The sequence below is a fragment of the Paenarthrobacter aurescens genome, assembly GCF_041549525.1.
GTDB lineage: Bacteria > Actinomycetota > Actinomycetes > Actinomycetales > Micrococcaceae > Arthrobacter > Arthrobacter aurescens.
The window spans coordinates 299,283-323,018 of the sequence record NZ_CP157456.1 but is presented as its reverse complement, the minus strand read 5'-3'; the positions used below and the strand labels follow the sequence as shown (position 1 = coordinate 323,018).

The following is a 23,736-nucleotide window of genomic DNA, read 5'->3' as shown; positions in this document are numbered from 1 at the left end:
ACCAGGCACGATGAGCTACACCAGGAATTCTGGAGCTACCGGAAGGGATAGCATGCACACGGAATCTCAACACAGAGGGCCTTCAGCCACAGCAGAAAAACCAGGCGGAAAGCCTGGGACAGCAGGCAAGCGCAGCCTTCCTGATCCGCCGGATCCGGACAACCTGCCTATCGATTACCTCGGTACGGGATGGGATTCCAGCAGGTACCCCTCCACTGTCCCCGGAAGCCTTCGGCCCCAGCACTCCCCGCACCGGCGAAGCGCTTGATGATGAGCGAGTTCCCGCCGGACCCCTCACATCCCGATCCCACCCGTGAGCCTGGTCCCACGCCCGAGCCGGTTCCCTTGCCGGAACCCGGACCTCCGCCCGTCCCGGAACCCACTCCCGGGCCTGAGGTTCCCTCACCGACGCCAGAGCAGCCGACACCAGGGCAGCCGTCGCCGGGAGGGCCGCCGGGCCTCTGACGTAATCACTCAGGCTGAATCGGCCAGCAACCCGATTCACCCCTCAGACCGGGTCCCATAATTCCCCCAGTTGGGATCCGAACGAAGGGCATGCCGCGCTACAGGGAGCGCGGCATGCCCTTTTTGCTGCGCCCGTTTAGACGTGCCCGTGTTGCCGCGTTCCGTTGCTGCGCTGCTTCCGTTCCCAGTTCCACATCTTTGTTTGTGTTGTTTTCTATTGACTTACCCACATAATCAAAGATAGAGTCAAGCAATTCCACATCGTTGTGACAGCAGTCACTGATGTGGCTGCACTGCCGAGCAGGATGGACTACTTGGCGGGATGCACTACTTAGCAGCTTGACCAATGGAGGGTAAGTGTTCGCCGAAGAGCGCCAGCAACTGATCTCCGCACTCGTCGCGGAGCGCGGACGGGTGAGTGTCACGGACCTCGCCGACCGTTTCAGCATCACCACTGAAACCATCCGCCGCGACCTCGCGGCACTTGAGGTCTCCGGCAACCTCAGGCGCGTACATGGCGGCGCTGTCCCTTCAGATCGCCTGAGCACCCGGGAAGAAAGCATCCTGGAGCGGGCCGTCCAGCGTCAGGTGGAGAAACTCCGCATCGCCAACGCAGCACTCTCCCTCATACCCCAGCTCACCACGGGCAGTGTCCTCCTGGATGCGGGTTCCACCACGGAAACCCTCGCTGATCTTTTGGCCCAGCGGACGCCACCGGCCACCGGAACCGATGAACTTGTGGTCATCACCCATGCCATTCCCATCGCCGGAAAGCTCTCCTCCACCCAGGGCATCGCACTGCAAATCCTGGGGGGCCGTGTGCGCGGGCTAACGCAAGCTGCCGTGGGGCAATCCACGGTTGATGCAGCCCACAAACTTCGCCCGGACATCGCCTTCGTGGGAGCCAACGGCATCCACGCAACGTTCGGGCTCAGTACCCCGGATCCGGAGGAAGCAGCGGTAAAAGCCGCTTTTGTCACCTCAGCGCGCCGAGTGGTGGCACTGGCTGACTCCTCCAAGCTGGACGCCGAAACCCTGGTCCAGTTCGCCACCCTGAAAGATGTAGACACCTTGATTACAGACAGCGAACCGTCCACGGAGCTCGCAGCAGCTTTGGCTGATGCCGGCGTTGACGTGGTGATCGCATGATTGTCACCCTGACAGCCAACCCCAGCCTGGACCGCACGGTTGAACTTCCCGGGGCGTTGGCCCGCGGTGAAGTTCAGCGCGCGGTAGCCGTTCACCAGGAATCCGGCGGAAAGGGAGTAAACGTCTCCCGCGCCCTCGTGGCCTCCGGCCTGGACACCCTTGCAGTCCTTCCAGGGGCGGACTCGGACCCGGTTCTTTCGGGCCTGCACGACGCCGGTGTACCGTTCGCTGCCTTACCCATAGGTCAGGCATTGCGCAGCAATGTCACGCTCACCGAACCGGACGGCGTCACCACCAAGATCAACGAACCCGGCCCGGAGCTGAGCGGTGAACAGCAGGAAGCCCTGATCGGGCTGCTGCTGGAACGCTCCCGTGGCGCCAGCTGGGTGGTCCTCGCAGGATCGCTCCCACCAGGAGTCCCCGCGGATTTCTACGCCACCATCGCTCGCCGGCTTCGGTCGAGCGCGGACGGGACGGCCTCCCCAAACATCGCCATTGACTCTTCCGGGGCGCCCCTCGCGGCCGCCTTGGCAGGCGATGCCGCAGGGAAGCCGGACCTCCTCAAGCCGAACGCGGAAGAGCTCGCCGAGCTCGCAGCCGCCGCCGGATTCACCAACGTCTCCACGGCTGACGAACTGGAGGCGGATCCGGCCAAAGCGGCCGAAGCCGCAGCCGCCGTCGTCGCCAGCGGTGTAGGCGCCGTTCTGGCAACACTCGGTTCCAAGGGAGCAGTCCTGGTGACGGCGGACGGAGCGTGGCTTGCCACGCATCCGCCCATCAAAGCCGTCAGCACGGTGGGCGCAGGGGACTCCTCACTGGCCGGCTATTTGCTGGCTTCAACCCAAGGCGGCTCTGCGCAGGACTGCCTTCGTCAAGCCGTGGCACATGGTGCCGCTGCTGCTTCGCTGCCGGGCTCCACTGTCCCGGCAGTCCACCAGACAACCCCCCATGCCGTAACCATCACGGCCCTCCAGAAGGACTCACAGTGACCCAGCTGATCACAACCCAATTGGTCACCCTCGACCAAAACCTGGGCGACTCCCCTGCCGACGTCATCCGCGTCCTGGCCGGCAAAGTTGCCGCCACCGGCCGTGCTTCCGAGGTTGAAGGCCTCTTTGCCGATGCCTTTGCCCGCGAGCAGAAAACCGCAACCGGGGTCCCGGGCGGCATCGCCATCCCGCACTGCCGCTCCGCTGCAGTCCAGGAACCGGCCCTGGCCATGGCGCGTCTGTCCCACAAGGTGGACTTCGGCGCCAAGGACGGGCCCGCTGACCTCATCTTCTTCATCGCAGCCCCGGACGGCGCGGACCAGGAGCACCTCAAGCTCCTGTCCAAACTGGCCCGTTCGCTGATCAAAAAGGACTTCACCGCGGCACTGCGTGCGGCTGAAACCGAGCAGGACATTGTGGACCTCGTGGATGGCGCGCTGGCCGATAAGCCGGCTGCTGCTCCCGCTTCTGCCGCAGCACCTGCAGACGCTGCACCCGCCGCTGCCGCCGCCAGCACGACGCCGGTTGCCGCGCCCAAGCGGATCGTGGCCGTGACAGCTTGCCCCACCGGCATTGCGCACACGTACATGGCGGCCGACTCGCTTGTTGCCGCTGCCAAGGAAATGGGCGTGGATCTGCAGGTCGAGACCCAGGGTTCCTCGGGCGCAAAGCCGTTGGACCCGGCAGTGATTGCGGCAGCTGACGCGGTGATCTTCGCCGTAGACGTCGATGTCCGCGGCAAGGAACGCTTCGCTGGCAAACCGGTCATCAACGCGCCCGTCAAGCGCGGCATCGACGAGCCCACCAAGATGGTCCAGGAAGCACTCGCAGCCGCGGATGACCCGCACGCACGCCGTGTTCCGCACTTCGGTGCCGAAGAGCAGGCTGAGCGCGCAGAGGAAGAGAAGGGCGAGCACATCGGCCAGAAGCTGAAGCGCGCACTCCTCACCGGCGTGAGCTACATGATTCCGTTCGTGGCCGGCGGCGGTCTGCTGATTGCCCTTGGATTCCTGCTGGGCGGCTACGACATCACTGAGGTTGCGGACAAGGTGGTGTTGGAGAACAACTTCGGCAACCTGCCTGAAGGCGGTCTGTCGATTTATCTTGGAGCTGTAGCGTTCAAGATCGGTGCCCTGTCCATGTACTTCCTGGTTCCTGCATTGGCCGGGTACATCGCCTACGCCATTGCCGACCGGCCGGGCATTGCGCCCGGCTTTGTTGCCGGAGCCGTGGCCCATTTCATGGATGCAGGCTTCCTCGGCGGCATCATTGGAGGCTTGCTGGCGGGCTACATTGCGTACCTCATTGGAACGTGGCAGGTACCCCGCTGGCTTCGCGGCCTCATGCCCGTGGTGATCATTCCGTTGCTCGGTTCAATTGTTGCTTCAGGATTGATGTTCTTGGTTCTGGGTGGACCTATTGCAGGCCTTACAGCGGCACTGAATGGTTGGCTGACGGGCATGAGCGGCGCCTCCGCCGTAGTCCTCGGCATCATCCTGGGCCTCATGATGTGCTTCGACCTCGGCGGCCCGGTCAACAAGGTTGCCTACGCCTTCGCAGTGGCTGGCCTGAGCGCCGGCAGCGCTGACAACCAGGCACCGTGGCTCATCATGGGCACCGTCATGGCTGCGGGAATGGTTCCGCCGCTGGCCATGGCCCTTGCAACCGTCCTGAACAAGAAGCTGTTCACCCTCAACGAGCGCGAAAACGGCAAGGCCGCCTGGTTGCTGGGAGCCTCCTTCATCTCAGAAGGCGCCATCCCCTTCGCCGCAGCCGACCCGCTGCGCGTCATCCCGGCCAGCATGGTGGGCGGCGCACTGACAGGCGCCCTCTGCATGGCTACCGGGGTCACCTCCCAGGCTCCCCACGGCGGCTTCTTCGTCTTCTTCGCCATTGGCAACCTGCCCATGTTCATCATCGCCATCGTCGCCGGAATGGTGGTCAGCGCGCTGGCCGTCATCGCCCTGAAGCGCTTTGCAGTCAAGAAGCCGGTCGAAGCGGAAGCCGCCCCGGCCACCGTCAGCGTCTAGCTTCTCAGGTCAAACGTCTAGACTTCCCACAAAGCCACCTCCCTAACCGCCACCCTTCATGAAAAGGAGCACCAATGCCAGAACGTACAGCCACCATTGCCAGCCGCGTAGGCCTCCACGCCCGCCCGGCAGCCATCTTCGCCGAGGCAGCAGGAGACCTGGACATCGACGTCACCATCGCGCGTCAGGGTGAACCCGCCGACGACGCCATGGACGCCGCCAGCATCTTGTCCCTCATGAGCCTGGGCGCTTCCCACGGCGATGTAGTGGTGCTGCGCGCCGAAGGCGAAGGTGCAGATGCCGCCTTGGACAGCCTGGTGAAAATCCTCGAAACGGACCACGACGCCTAAGCAGGCCGGCGCCACAAAAAGCCTGGCGACTCCCGAATGCGGGTGTCGCCAGGCTCTTTTTGTAGTCCGGTTTTGTTTCCAGCTAGGACTTATCACCGTTCAGGAATGCTGCAACAGAAGCCTCGGTGGGCTTCACGTCGGCCAGTTTGCCTGAGAGGTAGGCCTCGATGATCCGCGGATCCACATAGGAGGAGCGTGCTACCGAGGGAGTATTGCCCAACAGCTCCGAGGCTTCCTTGATGGCACGGACTATGGCTTGGCGCGGCGTACCTTCATGGCCGGACTTGATCAGGGAAAGAGCCGCTGCCGCTGTGCCCTTCCACGTACGGAAATCCTTGGAGGTGTATGCCTCACCGGCGATGCTGCGCAAATATTCATTGATCATGGATGCGTCCACGCTGACCCAGGACCCATCCGCTTGATACGCCAGCAGACGCTCTTTGCCGGGCCGCTGCGCAAGGGGCTCCAGGAAGGCTGCAAGTCCGGGATCGTGGATGGAGGTGTCCCACAATTGGCCGCTCTTGCCGGGGAACTTCAGGAACACGTCCTTCCCTTCCACCCGGGCATGCCGGCACCGAAGCGTTGTGAGCCCGTAAGACCCGTTCTGCTTCATGTAGACCTCGGACCCCACACGGAGCGCACCAAGATCCATGAACCGGACCGCAGCGGCCAGAGTCTGTTGCCGGGGATCATCGGAGTTCTGCAGATGCACGGTGACATTGCGGCGGATGGACGGCAGCACCAGCCCAAGCTTCGCGGCGCGAATGAACTTCTCCGTGTCCTTACGCTCCCGCCACGTGGGATGGTAAATGTACTGGCTGCGTCCGGCGCCATCCACGCCGGTGGCAAGGATGTGCCCATTGTCGAAAGGACTGATCCACACGTCGGTCCACGCAGGCGGGATCGCCAGCGCGTTGATGCGCTGGCGATCCTCTTTGCTGACCAGGCTCCCGTCCGGGTGCCTGTAGCTGAACCCTTTTCCTACCTTGCGGCGGACGATGCCGGGCTTGGACAGGTCAGTGCGCTTAAGCCGGGGCATGGTTCTTCTGCCCTACTGGTGATGGAGCCGGTCCGGTGAGCTCTAGGCCTCGTCCGGGTCCGTCACAGCAGCACCGGCGTTCATGATCTCCGCGTTGATCATCCACACCAGCTGCTCAAGGCGGGAAATGAAAGCGTGGAGCAGGTCCGCAGTGGTGGGATCTTCCTCATCAACTTCGTCATGGACATCGCGCATGGTCTGGACGGCACGTTCCACGCGGTCGGTGACGAGCTTGACGGCGTTCTTGGTGTTGACCAGCCCGGCGGGGAACTCTTCCAGGCGCGTGCCCTTGGCAATGGTGGCACTGCGGCCGTCGGGCAGGGCATGGAGTGCACGCATGCGCTCGGCGGTATCGTCAGCGAACTGGCGCGTGGCGAGGACAAGCTCGTCCAACTGGAGGTGAAGGTCGCGGAAGTTCGGACCCACAATGTTCCAGTGCGCCTGCTTTCCCTGGAGCTGTAGCTCAATAAGGTCTGTCAGGACAATCTGAAGGTTGTCTGCAAGCTGCTGTGACGCTTTCATGTGTTCCTCTCATGGACGTTCATGTGAGCCAAAAATGCGCCGCAAGATTTCTGCGGCAACTGCCCAATCATCAAGTGACGACTGCAATAAGCCTTTCATAAGGATGCTTAGTAGTACAATGAGGAGTGTTACTGTTCACGACTGGCGAACTTCTCCTCAAGGCGAGGCCCGGTACGTGATACATGAAAAGGCACTTTGAGGCCGCTGAACGCCTCCAAGTACCGGCATAACTAAATCGAAGTAAACCGGAATGCATGGACGGGAATCGGCGATTCATCAAAGATTCCCCGGAAAGGAATGTGCTGACCATGAATACGCTTCTGATCATTGCTGGTGTAGTAGCAATTGTTCTTCTCTTGGTAGGCGGTTTCACCGAAGCCCTCAGCTGGTTGCTCTGGGTAGGCGTCATCCTCCTCGTCATCGCCGCCATCGGCTGGTTGCTGAGCTTTATGTCCGGCCGCAGAGGCCACACGGTATAGATCCGGACCCCACCCGACCATCACCGGGCAGGCCTTAAGCACTTACAGGCCGCGAGGGCTGTTCCCACCGCTGCAAGTGCGGCGGGAGCAGCCCTCCGGCACATCATCCTCCGCCCGAGGCGTTACCGGTGGCCGAGGGTGGTGGGGCAGCGTCCGGATCCCGCGGTGTGGGGAACTCATCACCCGGAGCGTCCGGGACACCCTGAGCCGGCCGTTCCGGAGTCTCGCGTTCATCACCCTGACCAGGCATTTCCTGCTCAGGTGTGGGGGTACCGTAGCCGCCGGGTTCACTCTCCGGATCTACGCGGTGTTCGTCCTGGCTCATTGCTTCCTCCTTGGAAATGGCGATGAGGCCCCGATGGGAAATCGAGGAGTGCTGACAGTTCGACCGTAGTCCCGTGTATGGTCGCCGTCCACAGAAATACGGGCCACCCTCAATACATGCGCTCACCAAAATATTGGTCCGCCACATCACATTGGTCGTCCAACCCACACGGAGGTGCACAGATGGTAGAGCCGGAGCAGGCTCCCAGAACCGGTCGCAATGAATCCCTCGAGGAGCGCATGGACCGCAACTGGATGGAACTGATCCAGGAATTACGGGTGCTCCAGACCGGCGTCCAGATTCTGGGCGGTTTCCTGCTGACGCTGCCGTTTCAGGAACGCTTTGAAGAGTTGGACGATTGGCAACGGAGCCTCTACCTCTTCAACGTGATGGTGGCGGCGCTGACCACTGTGCTCATAGTGCTTCCTGTCAGCGTTCACCGCCGCTTGTTCCGCAGGGGACTCAAGGCAACCCTCGTGTCCAGCGCCGACGTGGTCACCAAGTGGGCGTTAGGCGGCGTGGCACTCCTGATTGTGGGTTCGGCCACTTTGGTGTTCGACTTCGTTGCAGGCCGGACCGCGGGAATTGTTGCCGGTGGATTCATCATCCTGATGCTGCTGCTCCTGGTGGTGGGCACGCCCCTGTGGCTTCACCGCCGCGCCATCCGGAACGGCAACGGCAACGGCAACGGCAATGGCTACCGCAACGGCGTCGGGAACGAACACCGTGACCAGGAAGATGCGAAGGAGGGGTGAACAGGTGCTGCGACCCACTCAACATCACAAGGCACCCGGCAAGGACAAAAAGCGCAGCTGGGTGAAGGACCACGGCTTGCTGTTGGTCAATGCGGGCCTGTTTGTGGTGTTCCTCGGCGGAATGATCTTTTCAGGGGCCGCCAATTACAGCGAGGAACAACAAGCACACGGCCAACCGGCAACCGGCCTTGGCGACTTCCTGACGTCAGGAAATTTCTGGGAAGCCGTCTTTGAGAACTGGGAGTCTGAATTCCTTCAGATGGCCATGTACGTGGTCCTGACCGTCTTTCTGTTCCAACGAGGCTCATCCGAATCCAAACCTGTGGACAAGGACGCACCCCAGGATGAAGATCCCCGTGATGCCAGGAAGACAGCCAAGACCCCCTGGCCGGTCAGGCGTGGAGGCTGGGTGCTGAAGGTCTATGAGCATTCGTTGTCCGGCCTGCTGGCCCTGCTTTTCCTGCTCTCCTTCACCCTGCACGCGTTCGGCGGCACCGCCGCCCACAACGAGGAACAGCTCAGCCATGGCCTTCCGGAGGTCTCTACCTGGGAGTACGTCCGATCCAGCCAGTTCTGGTTCGAGTCCTTCCAAAACTGGCAAAGTGAATTCCTTGCCGTAGCCGTCCTGGTAGGAGCCTCTGTGTACCTCCGTGAGAGGGGCTCTCCGGAGTCCAAGCCGGTGGCAGAACCACACTATGAAACGGGCGCCTAGCCCCTTAAGAGAGAAAGGACCACACCATGCCAGGCAAGAAAAACTCCAGTTTGAAGGACCCGGATCTTTACGAGGAACTTCGCCAAGACGGCGCGTCCAAGGAAAAAGCTGCACGCGTCTCCAACGCCGCCGCAGCCAAGGGCCGCAAGGAGGTAGGACGCAAGGGAGGAAAGTCCGGCGATTACGACGATTGGACCGTGGACAAACTGAAATCCCGCGCCAAGGAACTGGGCCTGAAAGGTTACTCGGACAAAAAGAAATCCGAACTCATCAACATGCTGCGGAACCACTGAAACCTAAGGAAGAAATGAAAAAGCAGCGGCAGCACGGATGGCGGCCGCTGCTTTCGCAGAATGTGGCTGAACAAAGGTCGACGCCGGTTTATGCCTTTTTCTTGGCCCGCGCCTTGGGCTTGCCGGCAGTTTTGCTGGCGGCAGCAGCGTCGTCGTCCGCTTTTTCCTTGCCCCGCTTCTTGTCCAGACTGCGCTTGAGGGCCTCCATGAGATCGATGACGTCGCCACCTTCCCCTTCGCCTTCCGTGGCACCGAAAGTAGCCTCGGTATCCAGGGCCTCGCCCTTTTCCAGTTTTGCCTCGATCAAGGTCCGGAGCTGCGCTTGATAATCATCGGTGTATTCGTCCGGGTCAAAGTCGTGCGCCATGGACTCCACCAAAGCGGAGGACATTTCCAATTCCTTGTCCGAAATTTTGATGTCGGTCTCCAAGGACGGGAACTTGGCCTCCCGGACCTCATCACCCCACAACAGCGCCTGCAGCAACAGCACATCCCCGCGTACCCGCAGCGCCCCCAGACGGGTCTTCTGCCGCAAGGCGTACTGGACAATGGCGATCCTGTCCGTGTCCTCCAAGGTTTGCCTCAGCAACATGTACGCCTTGGGGGACTTGGAATCCGGCTCCAGGAAGTAGCTCCGCTCGTACATAATGGGGTCCAACTGCTCGGCGGGGATAAACTCCACCACCTCAATTTCGCGGCTGTTCTCCTCCGGCAAAGATTTCAATTCCGCGGACGTCAGGACAACTGTGCGGCCTTCTTCTTCGTAGGCTTTATCAATATCCTCGTACGCCACAACTTCACCGCAAATTTCGCATTTCCGCTGGTACCGGATGCGCCCACCATCTTTATTGTGGACTTGGTGCAGGCCAATATCGTGATCCTCCGTGGCACTGTAGAGCTTCACTGGTACGTTGACCAGACCGAACGCGATAGATCCCTTCCAAATGGCCCTCATGCACCCAGTCAACAGCACAACACAGCAGAGGAGAAGAGGTGGCAGGCAAGCAACAGGAGCGCGTGAACGTGGAAGGCCACGAGCTCACCCTCACCAATCTGGGCAAAATCATCTACCCGGAAACCGGCACTACCAAGGCTGAAGTGTTGGAGTACTACGCTGCGGTTGCTCCTTTCCTCATCCCCGCAGCTGCCAACCGGCCCGTCACCCGTAAGCGATGGGTCAACGGAGTGGGTACCGCCGAACATCCCGGGCAAGTGTTCTTCCAAAAGAATCTGGAGGACTCCGCGCCCAAGTGGATCCCCCGGGCCGCCATTGAGCATTCGGACCACACCAACGTCTATCCCATGGTGAACAACCTGGCCACGCTCACCTGGATGGCCCAAATTGCGTCACTGGAAATCCACGTGCCGCAGTGGCAAGTGGACCCGTCCGGGAAGCCGCTCCGCCCTGACCGCTTTGTCCTGGACCTCGACCCCGGGCCCGGTGCAGGGCTGCCCGAGTGTGTGGAAGTGGCCAAACTCGCCCGGTCCATCCTTCAGGACATGGGCATGGATCCCGTGCCTGTCACCAGCGGCAGCAAAGGCATCCACCTCTACACAGGCCTGGACGGGACTTTGAAGTCCGAACAAGTGTCCGCCTTCGCCAAAGAACTCGCCCGAGCCTTGGAATCGGACCACCCTGACCTGGTGGTCAGTGATATGAAGAAGTCCCTCCGCCACGGCAAGGTATTGGTGGACTGGAGCCAGAACAGCGGCAACAAAACCACTATCGTCCCCTATTCACTGCGCGGGAAAGCCCACCCCACGGTGGCCGCACCCCGGACCTGGCGGGAGCTCGCCTCACCTTCACTGGACCATCTCGACTACCTGGCCGTGATGAAGCGGGTTGCCACGGGCAAGGACCATTTCGCGCCCATTTCGGATCGGCATCTGCCCCCACACGGTGAAGATGAGAACGACGGCGACGCCCGTGAGCGGGTGGTAACCGTGGAGAATCGTCTCGCCAAATACGTGGGGATGCGCGATCCGGGCAAAACCCCGGAGCCGTTCCCGTCGTCGTCGGCTGTTTCTGCCTCCTCCCAAACCGGACGCTCGTCCTCCGGGCAGCCGAAGCCGGGCGACCCCCCACCTCCCGGCGGTATCTTTGTCATCCAGGAGCATCACGCACGCCGGTACCATTTGGACCTGCGCCTGGAGCACAACGGCGTCCTGGCGTCCTGGGCATTGCCCCGCGGTGTCCCGGAAACCCCCGAGCGCAACAACCTGGCCGTCCACACGGAAGACCACCCCATGGAGTACGCCACCTTCGCGGGAGTCATTCCCAAAGGTGAGTACGGGGCAGGGACCATGACCATCTGGGACCGCGGCGAGTACACCTGCGAGAAATGGCGCGATGACAAGGAAGTGATCGCCACCCTCACCGGCGAGCCGGGCGGTGGGCTGGGCGGCACCAAGCGGTTGGCGCTCATCAATACGGGACAGAACTGGCTCATCCACCTGATGAAGGAGCAGCCGGGAGTGCGGCGGAAGTCCCCAGGCAGTCCGCCGAAGGCCTCGTCCCCTGAAACGGCGCCCTCTCCTCCCACCCCTATGCCCAACTACACACCCATGCTCGCCACTTCCGGGACCATCGCCGATCTCCGCGGCGACGATTGGCTGTACGAGCTGAAATGGGACGGGATCCGGGCGATCATTACCGGCACGGAGGGCAAGATCCGGCTGATGAGCCGCAACGGGAACGATCTCACAGCTACCTACCCGGAGTTGACGGACCGCAGTTGCTGGCCGGACGGGGACTTTGTGGCTGACGGCGAGATCGTTGCGCTGGGCAAGGGGTCCAGGCCGGACTTCGGGCGGTTGCAGCAGAGGATGAACCTGGTGAAGGCCGGCGACATCGAGCGGGCAAGGGCCTCGGTTCCGGTCCAGCTCATGCTGTTCGACCTTCTGCACGACGACGGAACGGACTTGAGCGGACTGCCGTTCCGCGAGCGCCGCGAGAGGCTTTCCGGGTTTGCGGATCGCCTGCGAAAAGGGTGCCCGCTTCATCTCTCCATGGTGTTGGACCACGACGTTGAGGACTTGATGGCCAGTGCCGGCGAGCTCGGCTTGGAGGGCGTCATGGCGAAGAAGGCTGACAGCCGGTATGTGATCGGCCGCCGCAGCCGGTCCTGGATCAAGCTGAAGCTGGAGCAGAGCCAGGAAGTGGTGGTGGGTGGTTGGCGGCCTGGCGCGGGGGCCCGCGGCGGGACTTTCGGTGCATTGCTGTTGGGCGTGCCCGACGGCGACAAGCTGCATTACGTGGGCCGGGTGGGTACCGGTTTCAAAGATTGGCAGCTCCGGGACGTCATGGAGCATTTGGAGCCGCGGGTGGTGAGCGAGTCCCCGTTCGCGGACATACCCCGGGAGGACGCGGCCGGTGCCACGTGGGTGCGTCCTGAGCTGGTGGCAGAGGTGACTTTTGGTGAATGGACGGGCCCGGGCCGGCTACGTCATCCGGTGTGGCGTGGGTGGCGTCCGGACAAGTCCCCCGAGGACGTAAGCCAGCCCAACTAACCACAAGTGCTGGTTTCAGTTGGGCTGGCTACGCGGGTGGTTCGGGTGGTGCGGTTAGGAGGAGTGCGGCATCTGCGGGCGGCTGGTCCTGTGGATCGCCGTTACAGCTGCTCCCTGGCCCATGCGGCCGTGGGCCTGATCGCGTTCCTTCGGGTGCCGGCGTTTACCGTTGCCGTCCGGCCACTGCCGGTTCTGCCCGGTACCCAGAGCTGCGGCGAGGGTAGTTGGTTCGGGCATCGGCGCCATGCCCATGGACTCCACCAAGTGGCTTGCAACTTCAGGATTGATGCGCTCAGATTCGTGATTCGCAGTCATGGTTCTTCCTTTCCAGTGTGCCTGTCTTGCCAATATGTTTGCCCGCAGTGTTTACCAGCGGACTTTCTTCTCGGTTTTGGCTTGCTTGCCGCTGGCGGAGGTGGGCTTGTGCCCCTTGCCGGTGCTTTGCCAGCCGGCCGGAGCACCTCCCCCTGACTTGCTCGCCAGCATGGCTTTTTGGGCGTCGGTCAGCTTGGACTTGATGCCCCCGGCGGTGGGAGTCTTTTTGTTGTCGGAAGGGTTGGCAGTCATATGTGGACTCCTAAAAGTGTGAGTCCTGAAGAGACACGTATCCCATGATCGTTGCGGTTCGGGAAAAAGGCGTCGAGAACGGGAACGGCATGGAGGCAGGGCCTCAACAGGCGTGGATTTTTGTCAGGTGAAACTCGGCTGTGCTGCTCAGGCAGAGGCCGGTCTACTCAAAAATCAGTGTTCCCATGCCTCATACCCTAACCAAGTCCTGCCGGATTTGTGAACCCCTCGCCTGCAGCTTCTTCAGAGTTACCCTCCACAAGGTCCCGCCGTGGGTAAACCATCAGCTTTTAGCCCCATAACTCCCCTGTTACGTGGGCTCAGCTAAACAATTTGGTAACAACATGCTTCAGAGGGCAAAAACGGCCCCGGATCCGCATGATCGCAGGGCAAGAGCGGGCAATGAGATGCAACACAGCTAGGCAATTTGCACCCTCTGAGGGGCCAAAAATCGGATCTCAGCTCGGGTTTTCCGCCCAAAACCCGTAAAATTGAAACCCTGCCCAGAGCGGGGCAGCAGAAGTCGCAAGCAAATGACCTCCCTAGGAGAAGCCCAAATGCCCACAGACCAAAGCAACACCGTCTCTCCGGATGGCGCAAGGAACGCCACCGGGAACCAGGTATTGGCAGGCCCCACCCCGGCCGCCACAAACGCAGTAAAGAAAACGAAGCTTCGCCCGAAGCGCCGGCTCAAAGAGTCCGACGTCAACGTGGTGAACAAGCCGATGCTGCGCAAAGCGCTCGGCGGCACCATCGTCGGCAACACCATGGAATGGTACGACGTCGGCGTGTTCGGCTACCTCATCACCACCATGGGCCCTGTCTTCCTCCCGGAAGCAGACAAGTCCGTCCAGACACTCTTCCTTCTGGGCACCTTCGCCGCAACCTTCATCGCACGCCCCCTCGGTGGCGTGGTGTTCGGTTGGCTCGGCGACAAGGTTGGCCGCCAGAAGGTTCTCGCAGCAACACTGATGCTGATGGCGGCAAGTACGTTCGCCGTCGGCCTCCTTCCCGGCTACGCGCAGATCGGCATCTGGGCCGCCGCGTTGCTGGTGATCCTGAAGCTCATCCAGGGCTTCTCCACCGGTGGCGAGTACGCCGGTGCCACTACCTTCGTGAGCGAGTACGCGCCGGATAAGCGCCGCGGCTACTTCGCCAGCTTCCTGGACATGGGCAGCTACATCGGCTTCGCCCTCGGCGCCGCCCTGGTCTCGGTCCTCCAGCTCACGCTCGGTCAGGCCGCCATGGAGGAATGGGGTTGGAGGATTCCGTTCCTGATCGCCGGACCGCTTGGCCTCATCGCCGTGTACTTCCGTAGCAAGATTGAGGAATCCCCCCAGTTCCAGGCAACCCTGGACGCGCAGGAAGCCTCTGCCAAGGATGCAGCCTCGCAGGATGCTGCTGTCGCCAAGGGACCAATCGGGATCGTGAAGGCCTACTGGCGCCAGATTGTGCTGGCCATGATCCTGGCAGCCGCAGCCAACACCGTTGGTTACGCACTGACCTCGTACATGCCTACGTACCTCACTGATTCCAAGGGTTACGATCCCGTCCACGGCACGCTGCTGACCATTCCCGTCCTGGTGATCATGGCCGTGTGCATCCCGCTGACCGGTAAGCTTTCGGACCGCATTGGCCGCCGCCCCGTGCTGTGGGTTGGCGCAGGCAGCACCATTGTCTTCTCGGTTCCGGCCTTCATGCTGATCGGCATTGGCGAGATCTGGTCCACGCTGGCCGGCCTTGCACTGATCGCTTTCCCTGTGACGTTCTACATCGCCAACCTTGCCTCGGCCCTGCCGGCCTTGTTCCCGACGTCCAGCCGTTACGGCGGAATGGGCATCGCTTACAACTTCTCCGTAGCAATCTTCGGCGGAACCACGCCGTTCATTGTTCAGGGCCTCATTGAAGGCACGGGCGATGACATGATGCCCGCGTACTACCTCATGGCTACGTCCGTGATTGGTGCGATCGCCATCTACTTCCTGCGTGAATCCGCCCAGCGTCCCCTGCCCGGCTCCATGCCCAGCGTGGACACCCAGGCTGAGGCACGCGAGCTCGTAGCAACGCAGGACACCAACCCGCTCATCAACCTGGACGAGATGCCGTTCGACGGCCAGCCCATTGATGACGCCGTGTTCGGCAAAGGCAACAAGGACCTGACTCCCGCTTAGGAACTCACTGCCTGCAACTTCTGCACAGCGGCGCTTATTACAAGCGATTCAGTTAGTTCGCGGCAGCTTGCCGCCCACCGTAGCCACCAGCCCCAAGGCGCTCTCCTTGGTGTTGGTGGCTACGGCTTGTTAAGCGCCCAACTGCGCTTTGACTGCCTCGCCGATGATCCGTGCGCCTTCCGGGAAGCGGCCCGGGTTGGGGCCGGCGTAATTGAGCCGGATGTGCGGCCCTTCCGGTTCCGCGGGGAACCATTCCGTACCTGCGGCGATCAGCACCCCGGCGGCCTCACAATCCCTGGTGAGCTGGTGCACGTCGAACCCGTCCGGCATCCGCAACCACAAGTTCAAGCCGCCCTTGGGCAGATGGCTGATGTGGGCCTGCGGCACGTGTTCGCGGAGGCTGGTGACCAGGAGGTCGCGGCGGGACTGCAGCTGATGGCTGAGTCCGCGAAGGTGGGTTTGCCACCCGGGCTGGGTGACGACGTCGAGCGCTGCGGCCTGAAGCACGCCGCTGACGTACATTGACTCGGCAGCCTGGGCTCCCATGATGCGTTCCCGCGCCGGTCCCCGGGCAATGACGGCCGCAACGCGGATGGAAGGCGAAACACTCTTGGTCAGTGAACGGATGTACACCACATGACCCGAGTCTTCCTTGGCGGCCATTGGGACTGAAGAGGCGGTGATGCCGAAGTCGTGCGCCCAGTCGTCCTCCACAAGGAAAGCTCCATGACGCCGGACGATTTCCAGCACCTCCTCCCCTCGTTCGGCTGACCACTGCGCCCCTGTGGGATTGGCGAAGTTGGGTTGGGCGTAGAACAACCGCGCGCCGGATTCCTCAAACGCCCGGTCCAGCTCTTCCGGGTCAGGTCCTTCCGGGCCGCTGGGGACGGGGATCATGGTCACGCCCGCCTGGCCCGCCGCCAGCAGCGCACCCCAGTAACTGGGCGATTCCACCAGCAGCGGCTGTCCGTGTCCCACCAAGCCGCGAAAAATCGAGCTGAGCCCGCTTTGGCTTCCAGGAAGAATCACGACGTCGCTGGGCTGGGGAGGCGTGACGCCCACCGGGGTTGAGGTACTGAGTTCCTGCGCGAACCACGTCTGAAGCTCGGGAAGTCCTTGCGCCGGGGGCCGCGACATGGCGGCGTCTCCCCTGGCGGCCCGCAGGAGGGCTGCGCGGACGAGGCGTTCCGGGAGGAGCTCGCGGTCCGGGTACCCCGAGTGGAATGCTATGACGTCATTGGGCGCACTCCGCATGGCCCCCGAGCTGAGGGGTCGGGCGGTTTGGGCTGCCCGCAACGCCGCCGTTTGCCAGCCGTAGTCCGAGGGTCTGGCGGTGCGGTAGGCACGCACGAATGTTCCTACGCCCGGACGGCTTTCTATCAGGCCCTGCCCCATGAGGGTCCGCAGTGCTTTCTGCACGGTGACTGGGCTGGCTTGGTACTCGGCCACCAGGTGCCGGGTTGATGGCAGTTTCGCCCCTGGCGCTGCTCCCGCAATCCAGTCTTTCAGTCGCGTGACAATCCGCGAACTGCTATCGTTATTCATGAGTCCTAATAGTAGCGCTACTACTCTTTTGCAGCCAGTGATATCCACCCGTACATCAACAGGTATCTGGTGGGGCCTCTTGGGCGTCGTCGCTTTCTCCTTCACTGTTCCGCTGACGCGAGTGGCTGTGGAGGGCATGTCTCCGCTCTTCATTGGCGCCGGACGGGCCGTGGTGGCCGCCGTTCTTGCAGCGCTGGCTCTGGCGTTCACACGGCAACGGTTACCACAGGGCGTTCAGTGGATCCGCCTTGCGGTGGTGGCTGGAGGGATCGTGGCCGGATTCCCGTTGCTCACCACTTTTGCCCTCACCAGCACCTCGGCCAGCCACGGCGCAGTGGTGATCGCACTTCTGCCCGCCGCCACGGCCACCGCGGCGGTGATCAGGGGACGCGAACGCCCCAGGCCGCTGTTCTGGATACTGACCATTGTTGGAGTGATCGCAGCGGTGGCGTTCGCCCTGATTCAATCCGGCGGCTTCGGTTCGCTGCACTGGGCCGACCTCCTGCTCCTCGGCGCAGTAGTTGCTGCCGCGATTGGCTATGCGGAAGGCGGCTTGCTGGCACGGGAACTCGGCGCATGGCAGACCATTTCCTGGGCGCTGGTGGTCGCCTCACCTCTCATGATCGTGCTGACGGTGGTTTCGCTGCTTCCGGGCATTCCTTCGGCCACACCCCTCCAATGGTTGTCCTTCGCCTACCTTGGCGTGGTGAGCATGTTCCTGGGCTTCTTCGCCTGGTACCGCGGCCTGGCCATCGGACCCATGGCGCAGGTCAGCCAGATCCAACTCGTCCAACCGGTCATGAGCATCGCCTGGGCAGGCCTGCTGTTAAGCGAGTCGATCACCTGGATCACCGTAGCGGGCGGCCTCGCAGTGATCTTCTGCGCCGGTGCGGCCGTTCGCGTCAGGCTCAGGAAGGACGAGCCACATCCACCGCGGGTAGCCGATGTGGAGTCGGCCAGGACCTCGTAGAATCGGCCCATGCGTGAGATTGCCGCGGAATCCGCCGGCCCTGTGGGTTCCATCCACCACCTTGAGATCTGGGTGCCATTCCTTGAGCGGGCAAAGGAGGAGTGGGGCTGGCTGCTGGGTGAACTCGGATATCAGCCATTCCAGGAGTGGCCCACAGGGTGCAGCTGGAAGCTTGATGGCACGTATGTGGTGGTGGAGCAGACAGATGCCACCACTGCCACTACCCACCGGCGCACTGATCCCGGAGTCAATCACGTGGCGTTCCATGCCGGGACCCGGGAGAATGTGGACCGGATCAGGGCGCTCGGTGCGGACGCGGGCTGGTACGAGATGTTCGAGTCGAAGTATCCGCACGCCGGAGGTCCGGACCACTATGCGGCGTACCTGCTCAACACCGATAGTTACGAAGTGGAGCTGGTGGCGGGCTAGCGGCTCGGCTACGTGGGCGGGACCGCGGGGCGCCACATGGCCACCCGCGGCCAACGGGTCAGCCCCAACGCGGCTTCGTGCTGCATGAGGCGGGTCAACTCCGGACCCCAGCTGCCGGCGTCGAGCACTTCAAAACCCAGGCGACGATAGTACGGGGCGTTCCACGGCACGTCCCGGAAAGTGCTCAAGGTTTGCCGCTGCATTCCGTGGCCCCGCGTCCAAACGCGCGCCGCGTGCAACAGTTCCCTGCCAAGCCCCTGATGCGCCTGATCCGGGTAGACGCTGACCTGTTCCACATGACCGTCACCGTCAACAACGTCCGCCAACAGGTACGCCACCGGGTAATCGAGTCCGTCCACGGACACCCAGGCGCGGCCGGCCGCGGCATAGCTGCTCAGCTCATCAACCGGAAGAGGCTCGTCCTCTGCAATCGAGTCCATTCCCAAAGCCCGGAACGCTTCGCCCGCGGCACGCTCAATCTCCTGCATCATCAGGAGATCGTCCGCACGCGCGAGCCTGATCATTGCCTGGAATCCATTCCGGGCCGGGTTTCGGCCACCAGGAACCCGTTGCGTTTCTCAATAAGGTTCTGCAAATAACGGGCAAGGATCAGTTTCTCCACCAGCCTGCCCAGCGGGCCGAACGGAGCAGCGAATTCCACGGTATCCACCATGAGGGTCCCGTTGCCATCGGGCCGGAACTCGTGCGTGTGGCGGAGGTACTTGAAAGGGCCCTTCACCTGCTCATCGGAGAACGACGACGGCGCCTCCATCCGCGTGATGCGGCTGGTCATGCGGAACCGGACTCCGAGGTGCCAGGCCTGCCAGGTGACAGTTTCACCTTCGGAGATCAGTCCGGTGGTCACACCCGCAATTGCCTTCTCGCGGCTGTGCGTCATGGAGCCCACATGGGCGTCAATGTTGCGGGAAAGATCGAACAGCTCCTGCGGTGACATGCTGGAGCGGGTGCGGCAAACGAAAGCAACGGGCATACCTCGATCTTCCCAGACCTTCGCCTCTGCGCGTGCCCACCTCTGCTACGGGTTGTGACCGGGCTTATGGCAGCGTGCGGGGAGATGCTGCTAATTTTCAAGGACAACCTGAGTGATTGGTGGTGTTCCCCGTGCCCGCATTGATGGTCCACGCCCGTGAACTCCACCGTTTGGGCCCCGCCAACAACGATCGCCTCTCGGCAGTCCGGGTGGCCCTCAGTGTTGCAGTACCCGGGATGTTCCTCCTGCTCATCGGCCGCCCGGACCTCATGATGTACGCGGTTTTTGGTGCCCTCACCGGCATGTACGGCCGCAACGAAACCCACCAACTCAGGCTCAAACACCAAGCCCAGGCCGCCCTGTTCCTGGTGGGCGGCCTGACCATAGGGGTGTTCCTTTCCGCCAACCACATCCACTCGTGGTGGTTGGTCCTGGTGGCCACGCTGTTCGCCGGCGCCGGCTCCTTGTACGCCGACTCTGTTCGGCTCAAGCCCATTGGCCCCTTCTTCGGCATCCTTGCCCTCGGCGCCTGCGCCTCCGTGCCCACCAGTGTTCCGTTGACGACGGCGGTACTCATCGGAGCCGGGTCGGCGGCCTTCTCCCTGGTGGTTGGTTTCGGCGGCTGGTTCCGATCCCGCACATGGGTGGCCGGCGCCGGCCGCGGCGTTCCTGCCCTTCGCGGCCCGCAAAGCCAGGCCGCATTAGTCCATGCAGCACGCTATTCGTTGGCCGTCGGCGCAGCCGGGGCCATTGGAGTTCTCAGTGGCAGCGGCCACCCGCATTGGGCCATGGCAGCGGCCGCCGTGCCTCTTGCCGGAGCCGACCTCCCAAGCCGCGTCCACCGGGGTATCCACAGAATCGTGGGGACCTTCCTCGGATTGGGGATAGTCGCCGTCGTGCTTTTTCCCGGTCCGCTCTCCCCGCTTCATTACTTCCCCGGCCACACCACCGTGGTGCTGGCTGTGCTGGTGGTGCTCTGCCAATTTCCCACCGAGCTGTTCATGGCAAGGCACTATGGCTGGGCCATGGTGTTCTTCACGCCCGTCATCCTGCTGATTGCGCAGCTGGCTGCGCCCATGGATCCGGGGGTGCTGGTCATGGAACGCGCAATTGAGACCTTCGTGGGAGCCGTGGTGGGCATCGCCGTGGCAGTGCTGGTGAGGTCACGGCGGGGCGGGCTGGTTGGCCCGCCGGCTGGTTAGTTGGTCACCACAAGGATGTTCGGGTGGATTTTGGTCAATCCGCTCGACTCCAGTTCCCTGGAGTCATAGTCATCGGAAATCAGAACAGCAGACTTCTGATCGGGGCCACTGATTCTCAACATCTCGCCCTGGAGGGAATCGCTGCAGCCGCCGTGTGAGAAGGACGGGTTGGCATGTTCAACGAGCAGGCATGACGGGCGGCCCTGCGCGCCTTGCCCCAGGTAGTACTTGTTCCCGTTGGCCTCGGCAACCAGAAGGACCTTTTCCAGTGTGATGTCCCCAGGAATAAGATCGTGCTGCGGAGTGTCCGCCTCCGTTGCCTCGCGTTCCAACGCTTTGAAGCCCGTAGTACCGGTTCCCGAACAGCCGGCCAGCAGCATTCCACTGACAACCATGGCCGTTACCAATGCCAACGACGTGTTTTTCATAGCTCTGCCCCCTCAGGCTCAAGTGAAGTGTCATAGTAACCCGCTTCATCCCGTGGGGCTGGTCAAGTTACTGAAACCCTAGAAGGTATTGGTGAAGCTGACTTTTTCAATGCCGGCGGCGCTGAATGAATAGTCAAGGGTGGCCGTCTCCCCTGCGTCCTGCTTGAAAATTCCGAGGACGAAGGTCAACTCCCCAGGGTTCACAGCGGTGCTGGTGCAACGGAATTGCGTGGTCACGGCCGCTTCCTTGGAACAGTTCCATCCCGCCGGTGCAGTCAGTTTGCCCGGGATCATGTCCGTGCCGGCAGAAATGGTGAACACCACCTCGGCCGAGGAGGGCACCGGCGTTTGGTCCTTGAGTTTGAAGGTGACAGTGACGTTGGTATCCGACGCCGTTGTCCCCTGCTCAGCGCTGAACGTGGCCGTTACCGCAGGAGCGGGTGCCTGGGTTTCGCTCGGGGCTGGGCTCGGAGTCGGTGTGGGGCTGGGGCTCGGGCCGGCGGTTGCTGTGGTGCTTGGAGAGGGGGTGGCGCTTGCGGAGGGCGTCGGGGAAGGGTTTGAGGCGGGCGGGAGTACTGGAACGGTGGGTGGAGCCGAAGCTGTGATGGTGGGCAGCGGTTGTAGCGTCGGGGGCAGAGGTTCCCCGGGTGACGGCCACGGATTCGGCAGCAGGCCTGTGCCTGGTTTGCTGCTGGGTGGGAAGGGGAAGAGGACGGGCTTCTCAGGAGTCCCGCTGGACGGATCACTCAGGTCCGGAAAGAGTGGATACTTCTGTGAAATGTCCTCCACCGCGGGCGGCTTCAGCTCTGGTGCAGTGGGCTGGTCCACGGCCGGCGGCGCGTCAGCCTTCGGCGGCACCGAGGTGTCCGATCCCGCACCTCCGAAAGCCATGGCGGCACTCGCTGCAACAGCGGCAACGGCTAAGGCACCGGCGCCCACTTTCCATGCGAGGGAGATGCCTTTGGATGATATGCCTTGTGACACGGTGCCGCCGGTGCCCTGGGTTCCAGGGCCGTCGCCCGCCCCGGCCAGCGCCGGGAAGACGGAGCTGAATGCTGCCCCTGCTACCAGCGGGAAAATCCATGCGCGCATGGCGGTTTGGACGTCGTTGAGATCCAGGAGCAGGGCGGTGCACTTGGGGCAGCCTTCCAGGTGCTCCTGTACCAAAGCTTGCTTGCGTCTGCTGAGCCCTTCGCGGGAGTAGGCGCCCAGCTGCGTTGAGTATTCCTCGCAGGCCTCCCCTGCGGAGGAAGTGATGTGGTTCTGGAGGTATGCCTGGCGCAGCCGCTCCCGCGCCCGGATGGCCAGGGCGGATACTCCATTGGGGCTCAGGCCCAGAAGTGGTGCGGCCGCGGCCGGCTTCATTCCCTCGATGTCCACGTACCAAAGGACTTCCTGCCAACGTTCGGGCAGGGAACGGAAAGCCTGGGCCACGGCTGAGGATTCAAACTTGGCGATAGCCGGATCATCATGGGCATGCACGGAATCCAAAATGTAGGACTCGGACGTGGGGCTGATACGGGTGGCATCCCGATTCATTCGGTGGGCCACACGCCGGACCGTTGTCAGAAGGTAGGCGCGGAAGAAGGAGTCGGGTCCCTTCCCGGCGGCCAAGGCCTGGTAAACGGAGGTGAATGCGTCTGCCACAACATCCTCAACGTCGGCAAAGTTGTCCAGTTGCGCTGCAGCCACGGTCCGGGCACTGGAACGGTGCCGCGCAAAGAGCGTCTCGAACGCAGACTGGCTGCCGCCCCGGACCAGCATCACCAGTTGTGCGTCGCTGTCCTCTACCGCGACCGAACCGCCGTCGTGCTTTCCTTGCTGCCCGGTGCCCTCCGTTGGAGCTGTCCCGTCCATGCGCTACCCGCTTCGGACACGGCGTAGATCATGGGTAAACGAACCCCGCTGTGGGGCCCTGTTTGCGGGGCCACGCTGCTGTAGCCCCCGTGTAACAGCCGTGCCCGGCGCTACACTCCAGCCCTAGCCTAAGGCCGGAAGCTCCACAAGAGAATACCCGCGGGTACTATTTTGGTTTATCGTTCAATTGGGCGCCGTGGCGGGCCGGACGTCAGCTTGGCCGGGAGTACCCGGGCGAAGAAGCTGACCACCTTGTAGCGGCGCGTGGGGATGGAGACACCCTTGCCTTTGGCGTTGTCCTCCAGCCCTTCACGCACTACGCGCTCGGCGGTCAGCCAAAGGAAGCGCGGAGCCACGCTTTTGTCCATGCCCATGCGATCGTGAAATTCGGTGTGGGTGAAACCGGGGCAAACCGCTGTAACCTGCACGCCGGATGCGGCGTAGGCGATGTTGGCCCAGCGGCTGAAAGTCACCTGCCAGGCTTTGGCCGCCGAGTAGCTGCCCCTGTTGGCGAAGGCGGCCACGCTGGCTACGTTAATGATCCGGCCCTTCCCGCGGGCAAGCATGAATTCAAGGGCCGCATGGCTAAGCTCCATGGGTGTTTGCACGTGGAGCCTCAGGTGCCGGCGCTCTTCCTCGAGGTCATTTCGTTCGAAGGACTTCAACAGCCCCACTCCGGCATTGTTGACCAGTACATCCACTGGCCGGGCCGCGTCCCGCAGGCGGTCAGCAACAGCTGAAACGCCGACGTCGGTGGTCAGGTCCGCGGGCAGGACCTCCGCCGAGATACTGAAGTCGCGTTCAAGTTCCTCCGCGGTGTCCTTCAAGCGCTGTTCATCACGGGCTACCAGGACCAGGTGATGTCCGGCTTCGGCGAGCTGGCGGGCGAATTCCGCGCCGAGCCCGGCGGTGGCCCCGGTGACGAGGGCTGTGAGTTCATTGGCTCGAGTGGTCATGC

The 23,736-nt window shown here is 62.6% G+C and carries 25 protein-coding genes; 13 read left to right on the top strand and 12 right to left on the bottom strand.

Going from position 1 to position 23,736, the window contains the following annotated elements:
* The first annotated feature begins 822 nt into the window (after positions 1–822).
* From ABI796_RS01595 to ABI796_RS01580, 4 genes are all read left to right on the top strand, one after another.
* Complete coding sequence (locus ABI796_RS01595) at positions 823–1,614, top strand: DeoR/GlpR family DNA-binding transcription regulator (protein WP_141283453.1); 792 nt, start codon at positions 823–825, stop codon at positions 1,612–1,614.
* Positions 1,611–2,603: a 1-phosphofructokinase family hexose kinase gene (locus ABI796_RS01590; RefSeq protein WP_141283452.1), complete on the top strand. Its 993-nt coding sequence runs from the start codon at positions 1,611–1,613 to the stop codon at positions 2,601–2,603. Before ABI796_RS01595 ends, ABI796_RS01590 begins: the two co-directional genes overlap by 4 nt.
* Entirely contained in the window at positions 2,600–4,633 is a 2,034-nt protein-coding gene (locus tag ABI796_RS01585; RefSeq protein WP_141283451.1) for a fructose-specific PTS transporter subunit EIIC, read from the top strand. Before ABI796_RS01590 ends, ABI796_RS01585 begins: the two co-directional genes overlap by 4 nt.
* Positions 4,634–4,707: 74 nt before the next feature.
* Positions 4,708–4,983: an HPr family phosphocarrier protein gene (locus ABI796_RS01580; protein ID WP_014920471.1), complete on the top strand. Its 276-nt coding sequence runs from the start codon at positions 4,708–4,710 to the stop codon at positions 4,981–4,983.
* Between the two features lie 82 nt (positions 4,984–5,065).
* Here the strand turns inward: ABI796_RS01580 and ABI796_RS01575 are convergent, their stop codons facing one another.
* Positions 5,066–6,022, bottom strand: coding sequence for a DNA topoisomerase IB (locus tag ABI796_RS01575; RefSeq protein ID WP_141283450.1), 957 nt, complete (start codon positions 6,020–6,022; stop codon positions 5,066–5,068).
* 42 nt (positions 6,023–6,064) lie between these two features.
* Positions 6,065–6,544 (bottom strand): Dps family protein, encoded by a 480-nt coding sequence (locus tag ABI796_RS01570; protein ID WP_141283449.1) that lies wholly within the window; start codon positions 6,542–6,544, stop codon positions 6,065–6,067.
* Positions 6,545–6,852: 308 nt separating this feature from the next.
* On the opposite strand from ABI796_RS01570, the gene ABI796_RS01565 reads away from it, so the two are divergent.
* Positions 6,853–7,023, top strand: a complete 171-nt coding sequence (locus ABI796_RS01565; RefSeq protein WP_017197102.1) for a hypothetical protein — start codon at positions 6,853–6,855, stop codon at positions 7,021–7,023.
* 103 nt (positions 7,024–7,126) lie between these two features.
* Here the strand turns inward: ABI796_RS01565 and ABI796_RS01560 are convergent, their stop codons facing one another.
* On the bottom strand, positions 7,127–7,348 hold the full coding sequence (locus tag ABI796_RS01560) for a hypothetical protein (RefSeq protein WP_141283448.1): 222 nt from the start codon (positions 7,346–7,348) through the stop codon (positions 7,127–7,129).
* 239 nt (positions 7,349–7,587) lie between these two features.
* Between ABI796_RS01560 and ABI796_RS01555 the strand changes: the two genes are divergently transcribed.
* From ABI796_RS01555 to ABI796_RS01545, 3 genes are read left to right on the top strand one after another with little or no spacing between them, the layout of a single operon-like run.
* On the top strand, positions 7,588–8,103 hold the full coding sequence (locus tag ABI796_RS01555) for a DUF6328 family protein (protein WP_373092154.1): 516 nt from the start codon (positions 7,588–7,590) through the stop codon (positions 8,101–8,103).
* Between the two features lie 4 nt (positions 8,104–8,107).
* On the top strand, positions 8,108–8,815 hold the full coding sequence (locus ABI796_RS01550; protein ID WP_141283447.1) for a DUF6766 family protein: 708 nt from the start codon (positions 8,108–8,110) through the stop codon (positions 8,813–8,815).
* Positions 8,816–8,841: 26 nt separating this feature from the next.
* The gene (locus ABI796_RS01545) at positions 8,842–9,108 is read left to right on the top strand and encodes a Rho termination factor N-terminal domain-containing protein (protein ID WP_141283446.1); all 267 of its coding nucleotides are present in this window, start codon (positions 8,842–8,844) and stop codon (positions 9,106–9,108) included.
* An 88-nt stretch (positions 9,109–9,196) separates the two neighbouring features.
* Here the strand turns inward: ABI796_RS01545 and ABI796_RS01540 are convergent, their stop codons facing one another.
* Positions 9,197–10,063 (bottom strand): Ku protein, encoded by an 867-nt coding sequence (locus ABI796_RS01540; protein ID WP_141283445.1) that lies wholly within the window; start codon positions 10,061–10,063, stop codon positions 9,197–9,199.
* 38 nt (positions 10,064–10,101) lie between these two features.
* On the opposite strand from ABI796_RS01540, the gene ABI796_RS01535 reads away from it, so the two are divergent.
* Complete coding sequence (locus ABI796_RS01535; RefSeq protein ID WP_141283444.1) at positions 10,102–12,618, top strand: ATP-dependent DNA ligase; 2,517 nt, start codon at positions 10,102–10,104, stop codon at positions 12,616–12,618.
* Positions 12,619–12,672: 54 nt separating this feature from the next.
* Here ABI796_RS01535 and ABI796_RS01530 read toward each other — a convergent pair whose 3' ends face one another.
* Positions 12,673–12,933 (bottom strand): hypothetical protein, encoded by a 261-nt coding sequence (locus ABI796_RS01530; RefSeq protein WP_141283443.1) that lies wholly within the window; start codon positions 12,931–12,933, stop codon positions 12,673–12,675.
* 51 nt (positions 12,934–12,984) lie between these two features.
* Positions 12,985–13,185, bottom strand: coding sequence for a hypothetical protein (locus ABI796_RS01525; protein ID WP_141283442.1), 201 nt, complete (start codon positions 13,183–13,185; stop codon positions 12,985–12,987).
* Between the two features lie 557 nt (positions 13,186–13,742).
* Here ABI796_RS01525 and ABI796_RS01520 point away from each other — a divergent pair.
* Entirely contained in the window at positions 13,743–15,356 is a 1,614-nt protein-coding gene (locus ABI796_RS01520) for an MFS transporter (RefSeq protein WP_141283441.1), read from the top strand.
* A gap of 129 nt (positions 15,357–15,485) precedes the next feature.
* Here ABI796_RS01520 and ABI796_RS01515 read toward each other — a convergent pair whose 3' ends face one another.
* Positions 15,486–16,901, bottom strand: a complete 1,416-nt coding sequence (locus ABI796_RS01515; protein ID WP_141283440.1) for a PLP-dependent aminotransferase family protein — start codon at positions 16,899–16,901, stop codon at positions 15,486–15,488.
* Here ABI796_RS01515 and ABI796_RS01510 point away from each other — a divergent pair.
* Both ABI796_RS01510 and ABI796_RS01505 read left to right on the top strand, forming a co-directional pair.
* The gene (locus tag ABI796_RS01510) at positions 16,900–17,871 is read left to right on the top strand and encodes a DMT family transporter (protein ID WP_141283439.1); all 972 of its coding nucleotides are present in this window, start codon (positions 16,900–16,902) and stop codon (positions 17,869–17,871) included. The genes ABI796_RS01515 and ABI796_RS01510 overlap by 2 nt on opposite strands.
* A 9-nt stretch (positions 17,872–17,880) precedes the next feature.
* Positions 17,881–18,300, top strand: a complete 420-nt coding sequence (locus ABI796_RS01505; RefSeq protein ID WP_141283438.1) for a VOC family protein — start codon at positions 17,881–17,883, stop codon at positions 18,298–18,300.
* 8 nt (positions 18,301–18,308) lie between these two features.
* Here the strand turns inward: ABI796_RS01505 and ABI796_RS01500 are convergent, their stop codons facing one another.
* Positions 18,309–18,824, bottom strand: coding sequence for a GNAT family N-acetyltransferase (locus ABI796_RS01500; protein WP_141283437.1), 516 nt, complete (start codon positions 18,822–18,824; stop codon positions 18,309–18,311).
* Positions 18,821–19,291 carry an SRPBCC family protein gene (locus tag ABI796_RS01495; protein WP_141283436.1) on the bottom strand — a complete coding sequence of 157 codons (471 nt, stop codon included), beginning with the start codon at positions 19,289–19,291 and terminating at the stop codon, positions 18,821–18,823. The genes ABI796_RS01500 and ABI796_RS01495 overlap by 4 nt, the downstream gene beginning before the upstream one ends.
* Positions 19,292–19,422: 131 nt before the next feature.
* On the opposite strand from ABI796_RS01495, the gene ABI796_RS01490 reads away from it, so the two are divergent.
* Positions 19,423–20,493 (top strand): FUSC family protein, encoded by a 1,071-nt coding sequence (locus ABI796_RS01490; RefSeq protein ID WP_246095770.1) that lies wholly within the window; start codon positions 19,423–19,425, stop codon positions 20,491–20,493.
* On the opposite strand, the gene ABI796_RS01485 is transcribed toward ABI796_RS01490, so the two are convergent.
* From ABI796_RS01485 to ABI796_RS01475, 3 genes are all read right to left on the bottom strand, one after another.
* On the bottom strand, positions 20,490–20,921 hold the full coding sequence (locus ABI796_RS01485) for a hypothetical protein (protein WP_141283435.1): 432 nt from the start codon (positions 20,919–20,921) through the stop codon (positions 20,490–20,492). The two genes, ABI796_RS01490 and ABI796_RS01485, sit on opposite strands and share 4 nt — an antisense overlap.
* Before the next feature lie 78 nt (positions 20,922–20,999).
* On the bottom strand, positions 21,000–22,778 hold the full coding sequence (locus ABI796_RS01480) for a sigma-70 family RNA polymerase sigma factor (RefSeq protein ID WP_141283434.1): 1,779 nt from the start codon (positions 22,776–22,778) through the stop codon (positions 21,000–21,002).
* Between the two features lie 176 nt (positions 22,779–22,954).
* Positions 22,955–23,734: an SDR family oxidoreductase gene (locus ABI796_RS01475; protein ID WP_141283433.1), complete on the bottom strand. Its 780-nt coding sequence runs from the start codon at positions 23,732–23,734 to the stop codon at positions 22,955–22,957.
* Positions 23,735–23,736: the final 2 nt, after the last annotated feature.